The sequence below is a fragment of the Nonomuraea sp. AD125B genome, assembly GCF_041402765.1.
In the GTDB taxonomy this organism is placed as follows: domain Bacteria; phylum Actinomycetota; class Actinomycetes; order Streptosporangiales; family Streptosporangiaceae; genus Nonomuraea; species Nonomuraea bangladeshensis.
On record NZ_JBGLOU010000008.1, the window covers coordinates 156006 to 174344 of the forward strand.

An 18339-nucleotide genomic window follows, 5' to 3' on the forward strand; every position below is an offset into this window, starting at 1 on the left:
GAGAGCACGTAAAAAATCTACAGGCCGTTTCTGGCGATGACGTCGCGGTACCACAGAGCGCTGTCCTTGAGGGTGCGGTTCTGCGTCGCGTAGTCCACGTGCACGATCCCGAACCGCCGCCGGTAGCCCTCCGCCCATTCGAAGTTGTCCAGCAGCGACCACACGAGGTAGCCGCGCAGGTCGGCGCCCGCCTCGACGGCCCGCCACACCTCGCGCAGGTGCCCGTCCAGGTACGCCACCCGGTCCGCGTCGTGCACCCGCCCGTTCTCCACGACGTCGTCGAAGGCCGCGCCGTTCTCCGTGACCATGAGGCCGACCTGCGGATAGTCCTGCGAGAGCCGGACCAGCAGGCGCGACAGGCCGTCCGGCACGATCGGCCAGCCCATCGCCGTGGTGGGGGCGTCGGCGGTGGCGAAGCGCACGTCCTCCGACCCCGGCCAGGCGGCGTCGGCGGGCAGGCCGGGGCCGGCCTCGACGACGCACGGGTTGTAGTAGTTGACGCCGATCAGGTCGATCGGCGCCCTGATGGTGTCGAGGTCGCCGTCGCGGATGTGGTCCGTGCCGCCGTTGCGTCGGGCCGCCGCCAGCACCTCCTCCGGGTACGTCCCGTACACGGCCGGGTCGAGGAACTGCCGGGTGAGCAGCGCGTGGATGCGGTCGACGGCCGCCGCGTCGGCCTCGCCGGGCACCGCCGCCGGGTCGTTCACCTGCGCCGGGGTGAGCACGGGCGAGGAGTTGACCACCAGCATCACGCTGCCGGGCCGCAGCCGCCTGGCCGCCAGGCCGTGGCCGAGCAGCAGGTGGTGGGCCGAGCGCAGCGCGCTCGCGGCGTCGCGGCGGCCCGGCGCGTGCACGCCGTTGCCGTAGCCGAGGTAGGCCGCCACCCAGGGCTCGTTCAGCGTCGCCCAGTTCGTGACCCGGTCGCCGAGCCGGGCGTGCACGGCCTCGGCGTAGTCGGCGAAGCGGTGCGCGGTGTCGCGGTCGGTCCAGCCGCCGCGCTCCTCCAGGGTCTGCGGGAGGTCCCAGTGGTAGAGGGTGACGTAGGGCGTGATGCCCGCGGCGAGCAGCTCGTCCACGAGCCGGTCGTAGAAGGCGACGCCGCGCGGGTTGACCGGGCCCGAGCCGTCCGGCTGGACGCGCGGCCAGGCGATCGAGAACCGGTACGCCGCCAGGCGCAGCTCCCGCATCAGGGCGACGTCGTCCCGGTAGCGGTGGTAGTGGTCGCAGGCCACGTCGCCGGTGTCGTCGCCCGCCACGTTCCCGGGGGTGTGGGAGAAGGTGTCCCAGATGGACTGTCCCCGCCCGTCCTCCTTGACCGCCCCCTCGATCTGGTACGAGGCCGTGGCGGCGCCCCAGACGAAGTCCTCGGGAAAGATCATCCCTTCACAGCTCCTTGCATGATTCCGCCGATGATTTGCTTGCCGAACAGCACGAAGACGGCCACCAGCGGCAGCGTGCCGACCGCCGTGCCGGCCAGGCCGAGCACGTAGTCGTTGACGTAGCCGCTGGCCAGGGAGGACAGCGCCACCTGGACCGTCGGATTGTCCGGATTGAGCACGACCAGCGGCCAGAAGTAGTCGTTCCAGGCCGACATGAAGGTCAGCATGCCGAGCACGGCCGCCGCCGGCCGGGCCGCGGGCAGCACGACGTGCCAGAACAGCCCCCACGTGGTGCAGCCGTCCACCCGCCCGGCCTCCAGCAGCTCGGTGGGCAGCGCCCGCGACAGGTACTGGGTCATGAAGAACACGCCGAAGGCGTTGACCAGCGCGGGCACGATCAGCGCGTAGTTGGTGCCGGTCCACTCCAGCTTCACCATGAGCATGTAGAGCGGGATGATGCCGAGCTGCGCCGGGACCATCATGGTGGCGACGGTGATGACCAGCATCGCGTTCCTGCCGCGGAACCTCAGCTTGGCGAAGGCGAACCCGGCGAGCGTGGAGAAGAACATCACCGCGATCGAGATCGACCCCGCCACGATCAGGGAGTTGACCAGCGCCAGCCCGAACGGCACGGTGTCGAAGACCCGGGAGACGTTGGCGAAGAAGTTCCCGCCGGGGATCAGCGGCGGCGGCACCTGCGCGAGCGCCGAGTTGTGCCGCGAGGCCACGACGACGCTGTAGTACAGCGGGAACGCCGAGAAGAACGCCACGGCCGTCAGGGTCAGGTAGCGCAGCCTCATACGATCCCTCCCTTCGCCCTGCGGGTGATGAGGAAGTTGACGCCGGAGACGATCACCACGGCCAGGAACATCAGCCAGGACGCGGCCGAGGCGTAGCCGAAGTCGAAGGTCGAGTTGGCGAAGGCCTGCTCGTAGACGTACAGCGCCAGGGTCTGGAACTGGCGGTCGGGGCCGCCGGTGGCGAAGGTGCCGCCCCCGCTGCCGGTGCTCTGCGCGAAGAGCATGGGCTCGGCGATGATCTGCATGGCGCCGATCGTGGAGACGATGACGACGAAGATGATCGTCGGGCGGATCATCGGCAGAGTGACGCTGCGCAGCTGCCGGAAGCTGCTCGCGCCGTCCAGGGTGGCGGCCTCGTACAGCTCGCGCGGCACGGCCTGCATGGCGGCCAGGAAGATCAGCGCGTTGTAGCCGGTCCACCGCCACATGATCATGACGGACAGGGCGACGTGCGAGGTGGCGGTGCCGGCCGCCCAGTCGATGTTGCCGACCCCGAACCACGACAGCATCCAGTTGATCAGGCCGAAGTCGCGGCCGAAGAGCTGGCTGAAGATCACCACGACCGCCACCACGCTGGTGACGTTCGGCAGCAGCAGCGAGATCCGGAACAGCGTCTGCAGGCGCAGCCGCCGGTTCAGCAGGTGCGCCAGCCAGATGGCGAGCAGGAGCTGGGGGGCGGTGGACAGCACGCCGATGGACAGCGTGTTGAAGGTGGCGTTCCAGAAGTAGCCGTCGGCCAGCAGCGTCGAGTAGTTGCCGAGGCCGACGAACTCCTGGGTGTCCGACAGCAGCGTCCACTCGTGCAGGCTGACCCAGGCCGTGTAGACCAGCGGGAACAGGCCGAACGCGCAGAACAGCAGGAAGAAGGGCGCGACGTAGGCGTACGGCGACACCCTCATGTCGAGGGTGTGCCGCACGCTGCGCCTACGCCGCCGCGTCGCCGCGAGGGGGTAGGTGCTCATTTGATCTTCTGTACGTCCTGAAGGACCTGGGCCCACGCCTCGTCCGGCGTCTGCTTGCCCTGCTCGACGCGGCCGAGGCCGTTGCCGATCGCCACCCGGACGTCGGCCTCCTTCGGGCCGAGGTGCTGCGGCTTGAGCGCCTTGGCGGCGTCGGAGTAGATCTTGCCGATGGGGGCGTCACCGAAGAACGGCTTGGTGAAGTTCTGGATCGACGGGTCGTCGTAGAGCGACGGGATCGACGGGAACGTGCCCTCCTCCTTGAACACCTTGGCCTGGTTGTCCTTGGAGGTCAGGAAGTCGATCAGCTCGGCGGCCTCCTTGGGGTGCTTGCTCTGCTTGGGCACCATGAGGTGCGAGCCGCCGCTGTTGCCCGAGCCGCCGGGAACGGTGGCGATGTCCCACTTGCCGGTCGCGTCCTTGGCCTGCTCCTGGATGAAGCCGGTCATCCAGGCCGGGCAGATGATCGTGGCGAACGAGCCCTTGGCGAAGCCCGTGTTCCACGGCGGGGAGAAGGCCGCGAGCTTGGCGGTCAGGCCCTCCTGGGTGAGCTGGTTGGACAGGTCCCAGGCCTTCTTCACGTCGGGGTTGGACGCGACGATGATGTTGTCCTGGGCGTCGTACAGGCCGGTCGGGGCCTGGTTGACCATCGCGCGGAAGATCTCGCCGGGGGAGTCGGTGAACTTCGCGCCCGCCACGTCGGCCGCGGCGAACTTCTTGCCGGTCGCGATGTACTGCTCCCACGTCGGCCACAGGGCCGCGACCTCGGCGCGGTCGGTGGGCAGGCCGGCCTTCTTGAACAGGTCCTTGCGGTAGCACATGGCCAGGCCGCCGACGTCGGTGCCGAGGCCGAGCACCTGCCCGCCGTCCTTGCTGAGGCCCTGCTGCCACTTCCAGTCGAGGTAGTCGGACTGGCGCTTGTCGAGGCCGAACTGCTTGAGGTCGACGAACTTGTTCGGCTGGGCCGTGAAGGTGCTGATGTAGCCGACCTCGACCGCTTCGACGTCCCCCGCGCCGGCGTTGGTGGCCAGCCGCTTGACCAGGTTGTTGTGGTGGTCGTTGAACTGCGTGACGTTCTCGACGATCTCGATGTTCGGGTGGGTCTTCTTGTACTCCTCGTAGAGGGGCTTGAAGCCGAAGTCGCCGAAGAGCCCGACGGTGAGCTTGATCTTCTCGCCCGGCTGCGCGCTCGCCGGTGCGGCGGCGTTCCCTCCGCCTCCGCCGCCGCACGCGGCGCTGAGCAGGGCCGCGGCGAGCAGGGGGACGGCAAGACGGATCCGAGGGGTCATGGAACCCTCCTGGGTTGTGCGTGGGGGACAGGTGAGAGAGCGCTCTCTCAGAGAGTCGTGCGGCTCACATGCCTGTGTCAACCGGGGTTAGATAACGATCGCCGTTACCCGAGAGAGCGTTCCCCGAAATGTTTCAGTCTGCCTGCGGGCTGGGTTAGGCTGCCCCGGATGCACGAACGAGACCCCGCTCCCTGCCGCCACGGGTGCCGCGCCCGCCGCCGCCGCGCACACCGACCGGGGGTCAGCCGCCGAGGACGCGGCCCGCCATGCGGGCGTACATGCCGCCGGGGCTCGGCGCGGGCGCCAGGAAACCCGGCAACTGGGGCAGGCCCACCGCGAACGGGTCGAGCCGCTCGTACAGCTCGTTCGCGTCCGCGGGCCGGTTCTCGGGCTGCTTCTCCAGCAGCTGCGCCAGCAGCGCCGCGAGGCCGGGCGGCAGGCCGGGCACGGCCGGCGGCTGCTCCTTGACCTGCTTCTCGAAGACCACGTAGTCGGTCGGCCCGGTGAAGAGCTGGCGGCCGGTCAGCATCTCGTGCAGCACGCAGCCCAGCGAGTAGAGGTCGCTGCGCGGCTCGGCCACCCCGTGCTGGATCTGCTCGGGCGCCATGTACGCGGGCGTGCCCAGGATCTGCCCGATCCTGGTGAACGTGGTGACGTCGGCGTCCCGCAGCAGCGCGAGGCCGAAGTCGAGCACCTTCACGCTGCCGTCAGGGCAGAGCATGAGATTGGTCGGCTTGAGGTCGCGATGGCAGATCGCGAGGGCGTGGGCCGCCGACAGCACCGCGCACGCCTGCGCCGCGATGGCCGCCGCCCACGGCACCGGCAGCGGGCCGTGCTCGCTCACCACGTCGGCCACGGTGACGCCCTCGATGAACTGCATCACTTGGAAAAGCCGCTGCTCGTGGGTGCCGAAGTCGTAGAGGACGGGCGCGCCGGGGTGCTCCAGCCTGGCCAGGATGCGGGCCTCACGGATGAAGCGCCGCTCCAGCTCGTGATCGGGGCCGCTCGGCAGGCGCAGCAGCTTGACCGCGACCCGGCGGTCGAGGTGCCGGTCGTGCCCCGCGTAGACCGCCCCCATGCCACCCGTACCGAGAGGGAGGTCGTCGAGCACATACCGGTCGCCGATGACCATAGCCCCTCCCTCCCACCTTTGCGAGAAAAACTACACCGTCAGCAAGGCGGCGAGTGCGCCTCACGGAGTGAGGCCGTCGGCCCGCGAGGGAGTGCCGTCGCCTGGAGGAGCGGCGGGAGCGTAGCGACCAGAGCGGGGGAAGGCGGCGGCGTTGGGCGACCGAGCCTGCCTCACGGAGTGAGGCCGTCAGCAGGGTGGAGGTGGCCGTCGGCCAAGCCGTCGAGGCCCAGTCTGATGAGGGTGTGGCCGAGGGTGGAGGTCTCGCGGATGGCGTCCTCCAGCACGGCGAGCTGGCGGAAGGCCTCGCCGTACGCCTTCTGCTCCTTCAGCGGCAGCCGGGGCAGCCGGGTGCGGCGCACGTCGAACCTGCTGGAGCCGGTGGTCGCCCGCCCGCCCGCGGCCCGCAGGTAGCCGGCCAGGAAGTCGGGGTCGAGCCGCCGGCCGTCCACCCGGTAGAGGGTCAGGTGGGGGCCCAGCGCCGCCCCGCCCTCGGCGATCACGCGCACGCTGGAGTAGGACGCCACGACGTCGCCGGACCGCAGCGTGACCAGGCCCTGCTGGGTGGCCGCCGAGCCGGAGGGCGGGCTGCCGCTGAGCACGTCGTCGGCGGTCAGCACGGGCACCTCGCCGCCGTCGGCGACCATCTTCGCCGGAGCCTGGATCATGGTCACCAGGCCCTCCTTGATCAGGTCGCCGAGCGTGATGGCGGGCTGGTCGAGCGGCTGCTCCAGCACCTTCAGGTCGGGCGGCGACGCGCTCGCGGCCAGGAACCGGTCACGGACCTCGGCGAACGCCTTGCCCACGTCGTCGCGGCGCTGGTGGCGGGCCGGGGTCATGTCGACCTCGTCGGCCAGCAGGTCGATGATGCGTACGGTCTGGTCGGAACGGTCCTCCAGGTAGGCCCGCCAGGCCGGCTCGACGAGCTCCAGGTCGCCGGCGGCGTCGAGGATCAGCACCTCGGACGGGGGCCGCTCGCCCGGCCTGGGCCGGCGCAGCAGCCACAGGTCGGCGCCGGGCAGCGCGACGACGGCCCGCAGGGCGCCCGCGCGCAGCAGGTTGGCCCGGATGCGGCGGCCCGCCTTGCGGCTGGCGGCGGCCGGGGGCATGAGGATGGCGACCGCGCCGCCGGGCTTGACGTGCGTGAGGCAGTGCTGGACCCAGGCGAGCTCGGGCTCGCCGCGCGGCGGCAGGCCGTACTCCCAGCGCGGGTCGCCGGTCAGCTCCTCGTAGCCCCAGGCCCGCTCGTTGAACGGCGGGTCGCACACGACGGCGTCGGCCCGCAGGCCGGGGAAGGCGTCGGCGCGCATGGCGTCACCGGCCACGACCTCGGCGTCGAGGCCGCGCAGCCGGAGCCGGGCCGCGGTGATGGCCGCCGAGGTCTCGCTCAGCTCCTGGCCGAGCACCTTGGCCGGGCGGCGGGGGGCCTCGCCGCCGGGTCGCGGGGTGCGGTCGAGGGCCAGCAGGAGCGTTCCGACGCCGCAGGCCGGGTCGAGCAGCGTGCCGCCCTCGGCGCGGACCAGCCGGACCATGAGCTCGGCCACGTCGTCGCGGGTGACGGAGAGCTGCCTCGAGTGGGCCTCCAGGTAGCGCTCGCACAGGAACTCGTACGCGGTCAGCGGCTCGTGCCGCTCGGCCAGCTCGGTGACGAGCCCGGCGAGCTCACCGTCGAGCCCCCCGCCCGTGGGGGTGTGGTGGCCGGTGAGCAGGACGCCCGCCTGGGCCACCAGCTCGCCCAGCCGCAAATCACCCGCGGCTTTCAGGCGTTGCCATACCCGATCTCCCAGGGAGACCTGGTAGGACTTCCCATAGCGGCGCAGCCAGGACTCGATCTGGGGCAGGGAGAACAGCGGCTGATTGGCGGTGCCGCCCACCGGTTGGGGAAAATCGTCGTGGCGGCGGCGCCAGTTGCTGACCGCGGCACGCCCGACACCGGCGAGCCGGGCGATGTCCCCGGCGTTGACGGTCGGGTCGTGGCTCATGGTGCCCACAGTACGTCACAAGAGTCTTCAGCGCATCTGCTTGTGAAGTCTTTCAACCAATGATTTACTGCGGTGTATGAAGCACAACATCCGCTATGCCGCCGGATCAGATGTGGGCCGTCGCAGGGAGCAGAACGAGGACTCCGGCTACGCGAGCGGCCGGTTGCTCGTGGTGGCCGACGGGATGGGCGGTCACGCGGCGGGCGAGCTGGCGAGCTCGGCCGCCATCGCGGTCATGCGCGAGCTGGATGCCACGCTTCCCGAGACGGGCGCCGACCTGGAGGCCGCACTGGAGAGCGCGGTGGCCGAGGCGGGCCGCCGGCTGGTCGAGCTGGCCGACATCGACCCGGCGCGCCGGGGGATGGGCACCACGGTGACCGCCATGCTGTTCGACGGCTACCGTTTCGCCTTGGCCCATCTCGGTGACTCCCGCGGTTATCTGCTGCGCGACGGCGCTCTTTACCAGATGACCAAGGATCACACACTTGTGCAGTCGATGGTGGACGAAGGCCGGATAACGGAGGACCAGGCCGCGGTGCACCCCCGCCGTTCCATGGTGCTGCGGGTGCTGGGCAGCGAGGGGCGGGCCGAGCCCGACATGGCGCTGCGCGAGGCCGAGCCGGACGACCGCTATCTCCTGTGCTCCGACGGGCTGACCGCCGTGCTCGGCCCCGAGATGCTGCACGAGGTGCTGACCACCGTCGCCGACCCCGTCGTGGCGGTGCAGCGGCTCATCGACCTGGCCAACGAGGGCGGCTCGCCGGACAACGTGACCGTGATCGTGGCGGATGTGGTCGCGCAGGGAGCGGGCGACGTCGCGGTCTACCGCGTCGGCGCGGGCGCGTGAGGGCCCTCCTGGCTCACCGGTCACACCAGTCACTTAGCCGATATTTCATCTCATAGCAAGACACTTTCCGGGTGCCCCGCGCAATTTCCCGATGACGCTATTACAGTCCATCGTGGTTTTGTCGGTTTTCCCCCGGAGGAGTCACCCTGGACCCGATCGCCCAGAGGCTGCTGGAGACGGTACGGCAGGAACTCGGCTACAAGGAGAAGAGCGGCCAGTTCACCAAGTTCGGCCAGTGGTACGCGGATCGCGTCCAGGACAACCAGTTCCGCAACGCGCCCTGGTGCGACATGTTCCTCGCCTGGGCGGCGGACAAATCGGGCCTCACCCCCTACGTCGGTGAGTTCGCCTGGACCCCCTCCCACGCCGCCTGGTTCATGAAGCAGGGCGCCTGGAGCCAGCGGCCCGAGCCGGGAGCCCTGGTCTTCTACGACTGGCGCGGCGGCAAGTCCTACAAGGGCATCGACCACGTCGGGATCGTCGAGCGGGTCAAGGGCAAGAAGATCCACACGATCGAGGCGAACGTGGACGGGGTCTGGCTCAAGCGCAAGGTCCGCGAGACCGACAAGGTCGTCGGGTACGGCGTCCCGCGCCTGGTCAAGGCCAACGCCGACCGGGCCGGCGAGATCCCCGGCACCGAGCAGCCGTTCGTGCGGCCCCCGCAGTCCGCCACGGGCGGGAGCTCGCCGCTGGACTTCCTTGGCACGCCGCCCGCACTGCTGGCCGCGATGGTGCTGGCCACCGTTCTGCTGTCCTTACGTTTCACCCGCCGGCGCGGCATCCACCGCCGCTTCACCTGGCCGTGGCCGGTCGCGTGGCCGTGGAACGAGCCGGACGGGCCCGGCGGGACCGAGGAGGCGGAGGCCCGGCGCCCCGCGCCGATCCCCGAGACCTTCCGCGGCAAGCTCACCCGCGTCGGCGCCCCGCCCGTCCCGAGACAGCAGCGAAAGCCCTCCCGCCCGGGCGGACGCCCGGAGGAGCCCGAGCAGCCCCGCGGCAGAGAGCCCGAGACGGCCCGCGCCAGGGAGCGCGAGCCGGCCGGCGCCCGGGAGCGCGAGCCGGTCCGCGTCGGCGGAGGGCCGGGGCCGGGGCCGGAGGCGAAGGCCCAGAAGGCCCAGAAGGCCCAGAAGGACACCGGCGCGGCCGTCGCCCGTCACTCCACCCCGTCCCGCCGCAAACCGTACGATCCCCGCTGAAGCCCGCTCCGCCCCTCAGGAGGCGTTGAGCTCGACCACCACCTTCACGTCCCCCTGGGCCGGCTCGAACGCCTGCGTGGCCCGCTCCAGCGGCACCCGCCGCGTGATCAGCCGCTCCAGCCACCCCAGCTCCGCCTTGGCCAGGGACTCGGCCGCGGCCGCGAAGTGGTGCTGGTTGGCGTTGACGGTGCCGAAGACCACGTCGTTCTCCAGCACGATGTCCCGGTTGATCACGCCCGCGTCCACCCGGTGCGTACGCCCGCCCGCCGCGAGCCCGCACAGGCAGACGATCCCGCTGGCCGCCGTGGCCGTCATCGCGTCGATGACGAGCTGCCCCGCCCCGGTGCACTCGATGATGATGTCGGGCTGGAGCCGGGCCAGCGGCGCGAGCGAGGAGTCGGAGTGGTAGGTCCCGCCGAGCGCCTCCACCAGCTCGGACTTGAGCCCCTTGGGTGAGCGGTCCACGACGTGCAGCTCCAGGCCGCGCTGCCGTCCCATCATGGCGGCCAGCAGCCCGATCGGCCCCGCGCCGGTCACCAGCAGCTTGGCGGGCTCGAAGTAGGCCCGCGAGCCGATCCGCCAGATCTGGTCCCACGCCTTGGCCACCACGGACGCGGGCTCGGTCAGCACGCCGACGTGCTCCAGCGACGGGTCCAGGCGCACCGCGTACTCGGCCTCGACGGTCCAGCGCTCGCTCGCGTAGCCGTCGCGCTCCTTGATGCCGCGCTCGGTGTACTGGCCGTTGCGGCACATGTCGAACTCGCCGCGCGCGCACGCGCCGCACGGCACGGGGTCGGGGCGGCGTACGACGCCGACGACGAGGTCGCCCGCCGAGAACGAGGAGTCGTCAGGGGCCTCAAGGACCCGCCCGAACGACTCGTGCCCGATGACCATGCGCTCCCGGCCGGTCGGGGGCCAGCCGTACTCGGCCGCCGCCAGCTCCCTGTCGGTGCCGCAGATGCCGAGCGCGAGCCCTTCGACGAGCAACTCGCCCGGACCTGGCGTGGGTTCTGGCAGGTCCGTGACCTCCAGCGTGCCCCGTTTTCCCGGCGCGAACGTGAGTGCGCGCATCGGCCCCACCTCCTCGCCGGGTCCCCTACCCCACAGGTTCCTGGGAAATAGTAGGACGTCCTAGTATCTTGGGAGGAGAGCCCCTCACAAAGGAGTGATCAGGCGTGCACGTCCCGGTGAACCCCGTGCGTTTCGTGACCGCCGCGGCCCTGTTCGACGGCCATGACGCGGCGATCAACATCATGCGGCGCATCCTGCAGTCGCAAGGCGCCGAGGTGATCCACCTCGGGCACAACCGGTCGGTCGACGAGATCGTCACCGCCGCCATCCAGGAGGACGTCCAGGGCGTGGCGATCAGCTCGTACCAGGGCGGGCACGTCGAGTTCTTCACCTATCTGGTGGAGCTGCTGCGCGAGCGCGGCGCCGGGCACGTCAAGGTGTTCGGCGGCGGCGGAGGCGTGATCGTCCCCGAGGAGATCGAGCTGCTGCACTCGCGCGGCGTCACCCGCATCTTCTCGCCGGAGGACGGCCAGCGCTACGGCCTGCCCGGCATGATCAACAAGCTGATCGAGGACTGCGACCACGAGCTGGGCGACCCGCCCGCGCCGGAGGCCGTGCTCTCCGGTGACCAGGCGGCGCTGGCCCGCGCGATCACGCTCATCGAGTCGGGCCGCGCCCCCGAGCCGCTGACCGACGCGCTCAGGCGCGCCGCGGGCGAGCGGCGCGCGCCGGTGCTCGGCATCACCGGTACGGGCGGCTCAGGCAAGTCCTCGCTGACCGACGAGCTGGTACGCCGCTTCCGCGTGGACAACGACGACAAGCTGCGCATCGCGATCGTCGCCATCGACCCCACCCGCCGGCGCGGCGGCGGCGCGCTGCTCGGCGACCGCATCAGGATGAACAGCCTGGGCCCCCAGGTCTACTTCCGCTCCCTGGCCACCCGCGGCGCGCCCAACGAGGTGCCCACCTGCCTCGACGACGTGATCGCCGCCTGCCGCGCCGCCGGGTACGACCTGGTGATCGTCGAGACGCCGGGCATCGGCCAGGGCGACGCCGGCATCGTCCCGCACGTGGACGTGCCCATCTACGTGATGACGCCCGAGTTCGGCGCGGCCTCCCAGCTGGAGAAGATCGACATGCTGGACTTCGCCGAGGCCGTGGTGATCAACAAGTACGAGCGCCGCGGCGCCGAGGACGCCCTGCGCGACGTCCGCCGCCAGCTCGTCCGCAACCGCGAGGCGTTCTCCGCCCGGCCCGACGACATGCCGGTCTTCGGCACCATCGCCTCCCGCTACAACGACGCCGGCGTCACGGCCCTCTACCACCACCTCAGGGGCCTGCTGCTGCCGGAGCCCGGCCCCGGCCTGCTGCCGAAGGTCGCCGGCCGCACCTCGCAGGCGTCGGCCGCGATCGTCCCGCCCGCCCGCGCCCGCTACCTCGCCGAGATCGCCGAGACCGTACGCGGCTACCACGCCGAGACGCTGGCCCAGGCCGAGGCGGCCCGCCGCCGCCAGCAGCTCGCCGCCGTCCGCGACCTCCTGACAGGGGACGACGAGCGCCTACGGGACCTCCAGGACCGCGCCGAGCGCGAGCTGACCGACGAGAGCCGCGCGCTGCTCGCCGCCTGGCCCGCGACGGTCGAGCGCTACCGGGCCGACGAGCTGGTGGTCAAGGTCCGCGACAAGGAGATCCACACCCCGCTGTGGCGCGAGACGCTGTCCGGCAACCGCATCCCGCGCGTGGCCCTGCCCCGCTACAGCGACCACGGCGACCTGCTGCGCTTCCTGCGCGCGGAGAACCTGCCGGGGGCGTTCCCGTTCACCGCCGGGGTGTTCCCGTTCAAGCGCGACGACGAGGACCCGACCCGGATGTTCGCCGGCGAGGGCGACCCGTTCCGCACCAACCGGCGCTTCAAGCTGCTGTCGGCCGGCCAGCCCGCGACCCGCCTGTCCACCGCGTTCGACTCGGTCACCCTCTACGGCAACGACCCCGACCCGCGCCCGGACATCTACGGCAAGGTCGGCACCTCGGGCGTGTCGATCGCCACGCTCGACGACATGAAGGCGCTCTACGACGGCTTCGACCTGACGGCGCCCGACACGTCGGTGTCGATGACCATCAACGGCCCCGCCCCGACGATCCTCGCCTTCTACCTCAACACCGCACTCGACCAGGTCAGGGCGCGCTTCCGGGCCGAGCACGGCCGCGAGCCCGACGAGCGCGAGGACCGGGAGCTCGCCGCGCGCACGTTCGCCACCGTGCGCGGCACGGTGCAGGCCGACATCCTGAAGGAGGACCAGGGCCAGAACACCTGCATCTTCTCCACCGAGTTCAGCCTGCGGATGATGGCCGACATCCAGGAGTGGTTCATCCGCAACGGCGTGCGCAACTTCTACTCGGTCTCGATCTCCGGCTACCACATCGCCGAGGCCGGGGCGAACCCGATCAGCCAGCTCGCCTTCACCCTCGCCAACGGCTTCACCTACGTGGAGGCGTACCTGGCGAGGGGCATGAAGGTGGACGACTTCGCGCCGAACCTGTCGTTCTTCTTCTCCAACGGCATGGACCCCGAGTACAGCGTGCTCGGCCGGGTGGCCCGCCGCGTCTGGGCGATCGCCATGCGCGAGCGCTACGGCGCCGGCGAGCGCTCGCAGAAGCTCAAGTACCACATCCAGACCTCGGGCCGGTCGCTGCACGCCCAGGAGATGAACTTCAACGACATCCGCACCACCCTGCAGGCGCTCATCGCGATCTACGACAACTGCAACAGCCTGCACACCAACGCCTTCGACGAGGCCGTCACCACCCCGTCGGCCGACTCGGTCCGCCGCGCGATGGCGATCCAGCTCATCATCAACCGCGAATGGGGCCTGGCGCGCAACGAGAACCCGCTGCAGGGCTCGTTCATCGTCGAGGAGCTGACGGACCTGGTGGAGGAGGCGGTGCTGGCCGAGTTCGAGCGGTTGTCGGACCGCGGCGGCGTGCTCGGCGCGATGGAGACCGGCTACCAGCGCGGCCGCATCCAGGACGAGTCCATGCTGTACGAGATGCGCAAGCACGACGGCTCGCTGCCGATCGTCGGCGTCAACACCTTCACCAAGGACGACGGTGACGAGCCCGTGCCGCACCAGCTGGAGCTGGCCCGCGGCACCGAGGAGGAGAAGCAGTCGCAGCTCGACCGGCTGCGCGCCTTCCACGAGCGCCATCGGGAGGAGGCCCCGCGGCAGCTCGCCCGGCTGCGCGAGGCTGCGATGTCGGACGAGAACGCCTTCGCGGTCCTCATGGAGGCGGCCAGGCACTGCTCGCTCGGGCAGATCACCGAGGCCCTGTTCGAGGCGGGTGGCCAATACCGGCGCAACGTGTGAGCCGTCGTAGGATCGGCGATCGGGGAAACATCGGTATTCAGGAGGCTTTTTCATGTCCGACGTCACCTTCAAGGGCAACCCGATCACCGTGGGAGGCACCTTCCCGAAGCCGGGCGACAGCGCCCCTGACTTCCGGCTGGTCGGCGGCGACCTCGCCGAGCTGTCGCTGGCCGACCTCGGCGCGTCGACCAAGGTGCTCAACATCTTCCCGAGCGTCGACACCGGCGTCTGCGCCGCCTCGGTGCGCCGCTTCAACGAGGTGGCCGCCGAGCACCCGGACGTGAAGGTGCTGTGCGTCTCGGCCGACCTGCCGTTCGCGCAGAAGCGGTTCTGCGGCGCGGAGGGGCTGGACAACGTGACCATGCTGTCGCTCATGCGCGGCCGCGAGTTCCTGCGGGACTACGGCGTGGCGCAGGAGTCGGGGCCGCTCGCGGGCCTCGCCGCCCGCGCGGTCGTCGTGCTCGACGGCGACAACAAGGTGGTCTACTCCGAGCTCGTGCCGGAGATCACGCAGGAGCCCGACTACGACGGCGCGCTCGCCGCGCTGAAGTAGGCGGGCGTGCTCACCCGGTGCGGCGTCCTAGGGCTTCCTGGCGACGCCGCACAGGGTGAGCGAGGAGTCGGGGGCCGCCACGAAGTCGACGGTGTCGGCCGGCTCCGGATGCCACTCGGGGAGCCAGACCAGGCCGGGGTCCTCCAGCGCGAACCCGTCGAACAACTCCAGGATGCGCCCCCGTTCGCGCAGCGTGAGCGGCGCGTTCGAGCGTTCGTAGACCTCGGTGGCCCGCTGCGCGGCGGCGCGCCGGGGGCCGGAGGCGTCGAGGACCCCGTGGGAGAGCACGAGGTAGCTGCCGGGGGCCATCGCCTCGCGCAGGGTCGCGAGGATCTCCCGCGGCCGGTCGGCCTCGGCCACGAAGTGCATGACCGCCACCAGCAGCACGCCCACCGGCCGGCTGAAGTCGATCGCCCCGAGCACCTCGGGATGGTCGATGATGTCGCGGGGCTTGCGCAGGTCGCCCTGCACCACGACGGTGCCGGGCCGGCCGCACAGCAGCGCCCGCGCGTGCACCAGCACGACCGGGTCGAGATCGACGTAGACGACCCGCGAGTCCGGGGCCACCTTGGCGGCGACCTGGTCCACGCTGTCCTGCGCCGGCAGCCCCGTGCCGATGTCCAGGAACTGCCGGATGCCCGCCTCGGCGAGGTGGCGCACCGCCCGGCCCAGGAAGGCGCGGTTGGCCCGCGCCGCGGCCCGCGTCTCCGGAGCCACCCGGAGGACCCGCTCGGCCGCCTCGCGGTCGGCCGGGAAGTGGTCCTTGCCCCCGAGGTAGTAGTCGTAGAGCCGGGCTACGTTGGGCGTGTGCGGATCGAAGCCGAGGGACTTCTGGTCCAACCGCCGTACCCCCGATCAGGAGTTGATCATCATCGGTCCCGATTCTACGGACATCCGCCGACAGAAAGGGAGCCTTGTGGATGACATCGGCGTCCCGGTGACGGTTCCGGAGACCGTGCGGCGGATCGTGTCCCTGGTGCCGTCGCTGACCGAGGCCGTGGCGGCGACCGTGCCCGGCGCCCTGGTGGGCGCGACCGACTGGTGCTCACACCCCGCCGACCTCGACGTGGCGAGGGTGCGCGGCACCAAGAACCCCGACGTGGAGGCGATCGTCCGGCTCCGGCCCGACGTGGTGCTGGCCAACGAGGAGGAGAACCGCCCGGCCGACCTGGAGGCGCTGCGCGCGGCCGGGCTCGCCGTGTGGGTCACCAGGATCGAGACGCTGGAGCAGGCGTTCGCCTCGCTGGAGCGGATGTTCCTGCACGCCTGCCGCACCGCCCGCCCGGCCTGGCTGGACGCGGCGGAGGACGCCTGGCGGCTGCCGCCCCCGGCCGGCCGGCGCACGGCGATCGTGCCGATCTGGCGGCGGCCCTGGATGGTGGTCGGCCGCGACACCTTCGCCGGCGACGTGCTGCGCCGCCTCGGGGTGGACAACCTCTACGCCGGTCACGCCGAGCGCTATCCCAAGGTCCCGCTCGCCGAGCTGGTGGCGCGCCGGCCCGGCCTCGTGGTCCTGCCCGACGAGCCCTACGCCTTCGCCGCGGACGACGGCCCCGAGTGCTTCCCGGGCCTCGACTGCGCGCTGGTCAGCGGGCGGCTGCTCACGTGGTACGGCCCGTCGCTGACCGAGGCCGCCCGCACGCTCCCGCGCGCACTGGGCGTCGGCTAGGAGCTGTTTCTTGGATCAGGTTCGGAGCCAGATGACCAGCGCGGCCAGGGTGACGGTACCGAGGAAGATGTAGGCGCGTTTGTCGTAGCGGGTGGCCACAGCGCGGAAGTTCTTCAGCCGGTTGATCGCCCGTTCGACGGCGTTGCGTGCCTTGTAGCGCTCGGCGTCGAAGCTGGTGGGCCGTCCGCCGTTCGAGCCTCGCCGGCGGCGGTTGGCGCGCTGGTCGCGGGGTTCGGGAATGGTGTGGCGGATCTTGCGGCGGCGTAGGTGGGCGCGGTTGGCGCGGGAGGAGATAGGCCTTGTCCGCGGCCAGGCTGTCAGGCCGGGTGCGCGGGCGTCCCGGCCCGAGTCGGGGGACGCGGATGGCGCCCAGCACTGGCCGGAACTGAGGACTGTCGCCGTACTGGCCCGGCGTCAGCACCAGTGACAACACCCGGCAGCGGCCGTCGGCCGACAGATGGAGCTTGGTGGTGAACCCGCCCCGGGATCGGCCTAGGCACTCCCCAGTCTGACCACCTCCGCCAGCCGGGCGGCCAGCGCGGCCAGCACCGGATCGCCCCGCTTTGTCCCGGCGGTGTCCCCCTTTTCCGGCCCGCGTGCTGCCGGCGGAGGGGGCGTGCGGGGCGCACCGGCGGCGTGCTGGTGCGCCCGGACGGTGGTGGAATCCACGGAGATGTCCCAGTCCAGCCGGCCTTCGGCGTCCTGCTGGGCCTGGATCGCGGTCAGCAGCATCTGCCAGGTTCCATCGGCCGACCAGCGGCGGTGCCGCTTGTAGACCGTGATCCAGGAGCCGAATCGTTCAGGCAGGTCCCGCCAGGGCAGCCCGGTGCGGGCGCGGTACAGCACGCCGTTGATCGTCCTGCGGTGGTCATTCCACCGGCCGCCCTGTTGTCCGCCCGCGGGCAGGAGTGGCTGGAGCCGTTCCCACTCAGCGTTCGTTAAGTCACCTCGACCCATGCACCAATCGTGACCCCATTACCACGATCAGTCAGCAGATCTAAGAAACAGCCCCTAGGCCGGCTTGGGCCGCAGGGCGGCGTCCACGGCGGCGGCGGAGAGCACGTGCTCCATCACGATCACCGCCATCCCGGTGACGCCCGCCCGGCCGCCCAGCGACGAGGTGACGATCTCCAGGTTCCTCGTCGTGTACGGCAGGCTCCGCCGGTAGACGACCTCGCGGATCCCGGTCAGATAGTGCTCCCGCGTCTCGGCCATGTCCCCGGCCAGCACCAGCACGGCCGGGTTGAGCAGGCTGACCGCCGTGGCCAGCACCACGCCGAGCGTGCGCCCGGCCTCCTGGGTGCGGGCGATGGCCGTCGGGTCGCCCGCCTGCACCAGCCGGACCACGTCCAGGCTGGACTCCTGGCCGAGGTCGGCGGCGAGGGCCCGCCCGCTCGCCAGCGAGGCCACGCAGCCGCGCGAGCCGCAGGTGCACACGCGGTCGTCGCCCTCACGGATGCGTACGTGCCCGATGTTGCCCGCGGCCTCCTCGACGCCCCGGTAGACCTGGCCGTCGAGCACGATGCCGGTGCCGATGCCGGTCGAGACCTTGACGAGGACCAGCGCGTGGCTCTCCCGCCAGGACGCCCACCACTCGCCCAGCGCCATCGCGTTGGCGTCGTTCTCGACCAGGATCGGCACGTCGTAGCCCGCGCCGACGGCCTCGCTCACCGGGAAGTCGTCCCAGCCGGGCATGAGGAAGGAGCGGATCACCCGCCCGCCGACGTGGTCGACGGAGCCGGGCAGGTCGATCCCGATGCCGCACACGTCGCTCCGCGGCCGGCCGGCCCGGTCCAGTAACCGCTGGAAGCTCTCGCGCACCCACGACAGCACCGCCTCGGGGCCGAGGTCGATGCGCAGGCCGGCGCTCTCCTCGCCGAGCGGGCGGGCCGCCAGGTCGGTGAGCGCCACCCGCGCGTGGATGGCGCCGAGGTCGGCGACGAGCATCAGGCGCCGCCCGGCGTCCACGTCGAGGACCGAGGGCGGTCGCCCGCCCCCGGACGCCCCGACGCCGGACTCGTGGATGTAGCCGGCGTCGATGAGCCGGTCGACCCGGTCGGTGATGGTCGAACGGGACAGGCCGGTGTGCTCGATGAGTTCCTTGCGTGTCCGGCAGGTGCCGTTCCGGATGAACTGGAGGATCTGCCCTGCCGTCAGCAT

Annotated in this window: 14 protein-coding genes and 1 pseudogene; 5 read left to right on the forward strand and 10 right to left on the reverse strand. The window is 71.3% G+C overall.

What is annotated here, in order from left to right:
* Positions 1-17 precede the first annotated feature (17 nt).
* The 6 genes from ACBR40_RS22330 to ACBR40_RS22355 form a co-directional block, all read right to left on the reverse strand.
* A complete protein-coding gene (locus ACBR40_RS22330) occupies positions 18-1379 on the reverse strand; it encodes a GH1 family beta-glucosidase (protein WP_344209617.1) in 1362 nt (453 codons plus the stop codon).
* Positions 1376-2179: a carbohydrate ABC transporter permease gene (locus ACBR40_RS22335; RefSeq protein ID WP_344209615.1), complete on the reverse strand. Its 804-nt coding sequence runs from the start codon at positions 2177-2179 to the stop codon at positions 1376-1378. The genes ACBR40_RS22330 and ACBR40_RS22335 overlap by 4 nt, the downstream gene beginning before the upstream one ends.
* Positions 2176-3141, reverse strand: a complete 966-nt coding sequence (locus ACBR40_RS22340) for a carbohydrate ABC transporter permease (RefSeq protein ID WP_371249993.1) — start codon at positions 3139-3141, stop codon at positions 2176-2178. The genes ACBR40_RS22335 and ACBR40_RS22340 overlap by 4 nt, the downstream gene beginning before the upstream one ends.
* Positions 3138-4427, reverse strand: coding sequence for an extracellular solute-binding protein (locus ACBR40_RS22345; RefSeq protein WP_344209612.1), 1290 nt, complete (start codon positions 4425-4427; stop codon positions 3138-3140). The genes ACBR40_RS22340 and ACBR40_RS22345 overlap by 4 nt, the downstream gene beginning before the upstream one ends.
* 241 nt (positions 4428-4668) lie before the next feature.
* Positions 4669-5559 (reverse strand): serine/threonine-protein kinase, encoded by an 891-nt coding sequence (locus ACBR40_RS22350; RefSeq protein WP_371249994.1) that lies wholly within the window; start codon positions 5557-5559, stop codon positions 4669-4671.
* A 170-nt stretch (positions 5560-5729) separates the two neighbouring features.
* Positions 5730-7538 carry an N-6 DNA methylase gene (locus ACBR40_RS22355; RefSeq protein ID WP_371249995.1) on the reverse strand — a complete coding sequence of 603 codons (1809 nt, stop codon included), beginning with the start codon at positions 7536-7538 and terminating at the stop codon, positions 5730-5732.
* A gap of 76 nt (positions 7539-7614) precedes the next feature.
* Between ACBR40_RS22355 and ACBR40_RS22360 the strand changes: the two genes are divergently transcribed.
* Entirely contained in the window at positions 7615-8385 is a 771-nt protein-coding gene (locus tag ACBR40_RS22360; protein ID WP_344209606.1) for a protein phosphatase 2C domain-containing protein, read from the forward strand.
* 170 nt (positions 8386-8555) lie between these two features.
* The gene (locus tag ACBR40_RS22365) at positions 8556-9581 is read left to right on the forward strand and encodes a CHAP domain-containing protein (RefSeq protein WP_371250135.1); all 1026 of its coding nucleotides are present in this window, start codon (positions 8556-8558) and stop codon (positions 9579-9581) included.
* 15 nt (positions 9582-9596) lie between these two features.
* On the opposite strand, the gene ACBR40_RS22370 is transcribed toward ACBR40_RS22365, so the two are convergent.
* Complete coding sequence (locus tag ACBR40_RS22370) at positions 9597-10652, reverse strand: glucose 1-dehydrogenase (RefSeq protein ID WP_344209602.1); 1056 nt, start codon at positions 10650-10652, stop codon at positions 9597-9599.
* 104 nt (positions 10653-10756) lie between these two features.
* Here ACBR40_RS22370 and icmF point away from each other — a divergent pair, with 104 nt between their 5' ends.
* Positions 10757-13957 carry a fused isobutyryl-CoA mutase/GTPase IcmF gene (icmF, locus tag ACBR40_RS22375; RefSeq protein ID WP_371249996.1) on the forward strand — a complete coding sequence of 1067 codons (3201 nt, stop codon included), beginning with the start codon at positions 10757-10759 and terminating at the stop codon, positions 13955-13957.
* Positions 13958-14009: 52 nt separating this feature from the next.
* Positions 14010-14510: a thiol peroxidase gene (tpx, locus tag ACBR40_RS22380; RefSeq protein ID WP_344209598.1), complete on the forward strand. Its 501-nt coding sequence runs from the start codon at positions 14010-14012 to the stop codon at positions 14508-14510.
* A 27-nt stretch (positions 14511-14537) separates the two neighbouring features.
* On the opposite strand, the gene ACBR40_RS22385 is transcribed toward tpx, so the two are convergent.
* Positions 14538-15350 (reverse strand): SAM-dependent methyltransferase, encoded by an 813-nt coding sequence (locus ACBR40_RS22385; RefSeq protein ID WP_371249997.1) that lies wholly within the window; start codon positions 15348-15350, stop codon positions 14538-14540.
* 76 nt (positions 15351-15426) lie between these two features.
* Here ACBR40_RS22385 and ACBR40_RS22390 point away from each other — a divergent pair, with 76 nt between their 5' ends.
* Positions 15427-16179 carry a helical backbone metal receptor gene (locus ACBR40_RS22390; RefSeq protein ID WP_371249998.1) on the forward strand — a complete coding sequence of 251 codons (753 nt, stop codon included), beginning with the start codon at positions 15427-15429 and terminating at the stop codon, positions 16177-16179.
* Positions 16180-16194: 15 nt separating this feature from the next.
* On the opposite strand, the pseudogene ACBR40_RS22395 reads toward ACBR40_RS22390, so the two are convergent.
* Together ACBR40_RS22395 and ACBR40_RS22400 are read right to left on the reverse strand one after the other, a co-directional pair.
* A pseudogene (locus ACBR40_RS22395) lies at positions 16195-17136 on the reverse strand (IS5 family transposase).
* A 54-nt stretch (positions 17137-17190) separates the two neighbouring features.
* Positions 17191-18339, reverse strand: a complete 1149-nt coding sequence (locus tag ACBR40_RS22400; RefSeq protein ID WP_371249999.1) for an ROK family transcriptional regulator — start codon at positions 18337-18339, stop codon at positions 17191-17193.

Bases quoted from the DNA above. Each gene is read 5' to 3' on its own strand.
- ACBR40_RS22345 (WP_344209612.1), bottom strand. From the start codon at position 4,427: ATGACCCCTCGGATCCGTCTTGCCGTCCCCCTGCTCGCCGCGGCCCTG.
- ACBR40_RS22335 (WP_344209615.1), bottom strand. From the start codon at position 2,179: ATGAGGCTGCGCTACCTGACCCTGACGGCCGTGGCGTTCTTCTCGGCG.
- ACBR40_RS22400 (WP_371249999.1), bottom strand. From the start codon at position 18,339: ATGCTGACGGCAGGGCAGATCCTCCAGTTCATCCGGAACGGCACCTGC.
- ACBR40_RS22360 (WP_344209606.1), top strand. From the start codon at position 7,615: ATGAAGCACAACATCCGCTATGCCGCCGGATCAGATGTGGGCCGTCGC.
- ACBR40_RS22370 (WP_344209602.1), bottom strand. From the start codon at position 10,652: ATGCGCGCACTCACGTTCGCGCCGGGAAAACGGGGCACGCTGGAGGTC.
- tpx (WP_344209598.1), top strand. From the start codon at position 14,010: ATGTCCGACGTCACCTTCAAGGGCAACCCGATCACCGTGGGAGGCACC.
- ACBR40_RS22355 (WP_371249995.1), bottom strand. From the start codon at position 7,538: ATGAGCCACGACCCGACCGTCAACGCCGGGGACATCGCCCGGCTCGCC.
- ACBR40_RS22350 (WP_371249994.1), bottom strand. From the start codon at position 5,559: ATGGTCATCGGCGACCGGTATGTGCTCGACGACCTCCCTCTCGGTACG.
- ACBR40_RS22340 (WP_371249993.1), bottom strand. From the start codon at position 3,141: ATGAGCACCTACCCCCTCGCGGCGACGCGGCGGCGTAGGCGCAGCGTG.
- ACBR40_RS22330 (WP_344209617.1), bottom strand. From the start codon at position 1,379: ATGATCTTTCCCGAGGACTTCGTCTGGGGCGCCGCCACGGCCTCGTAC.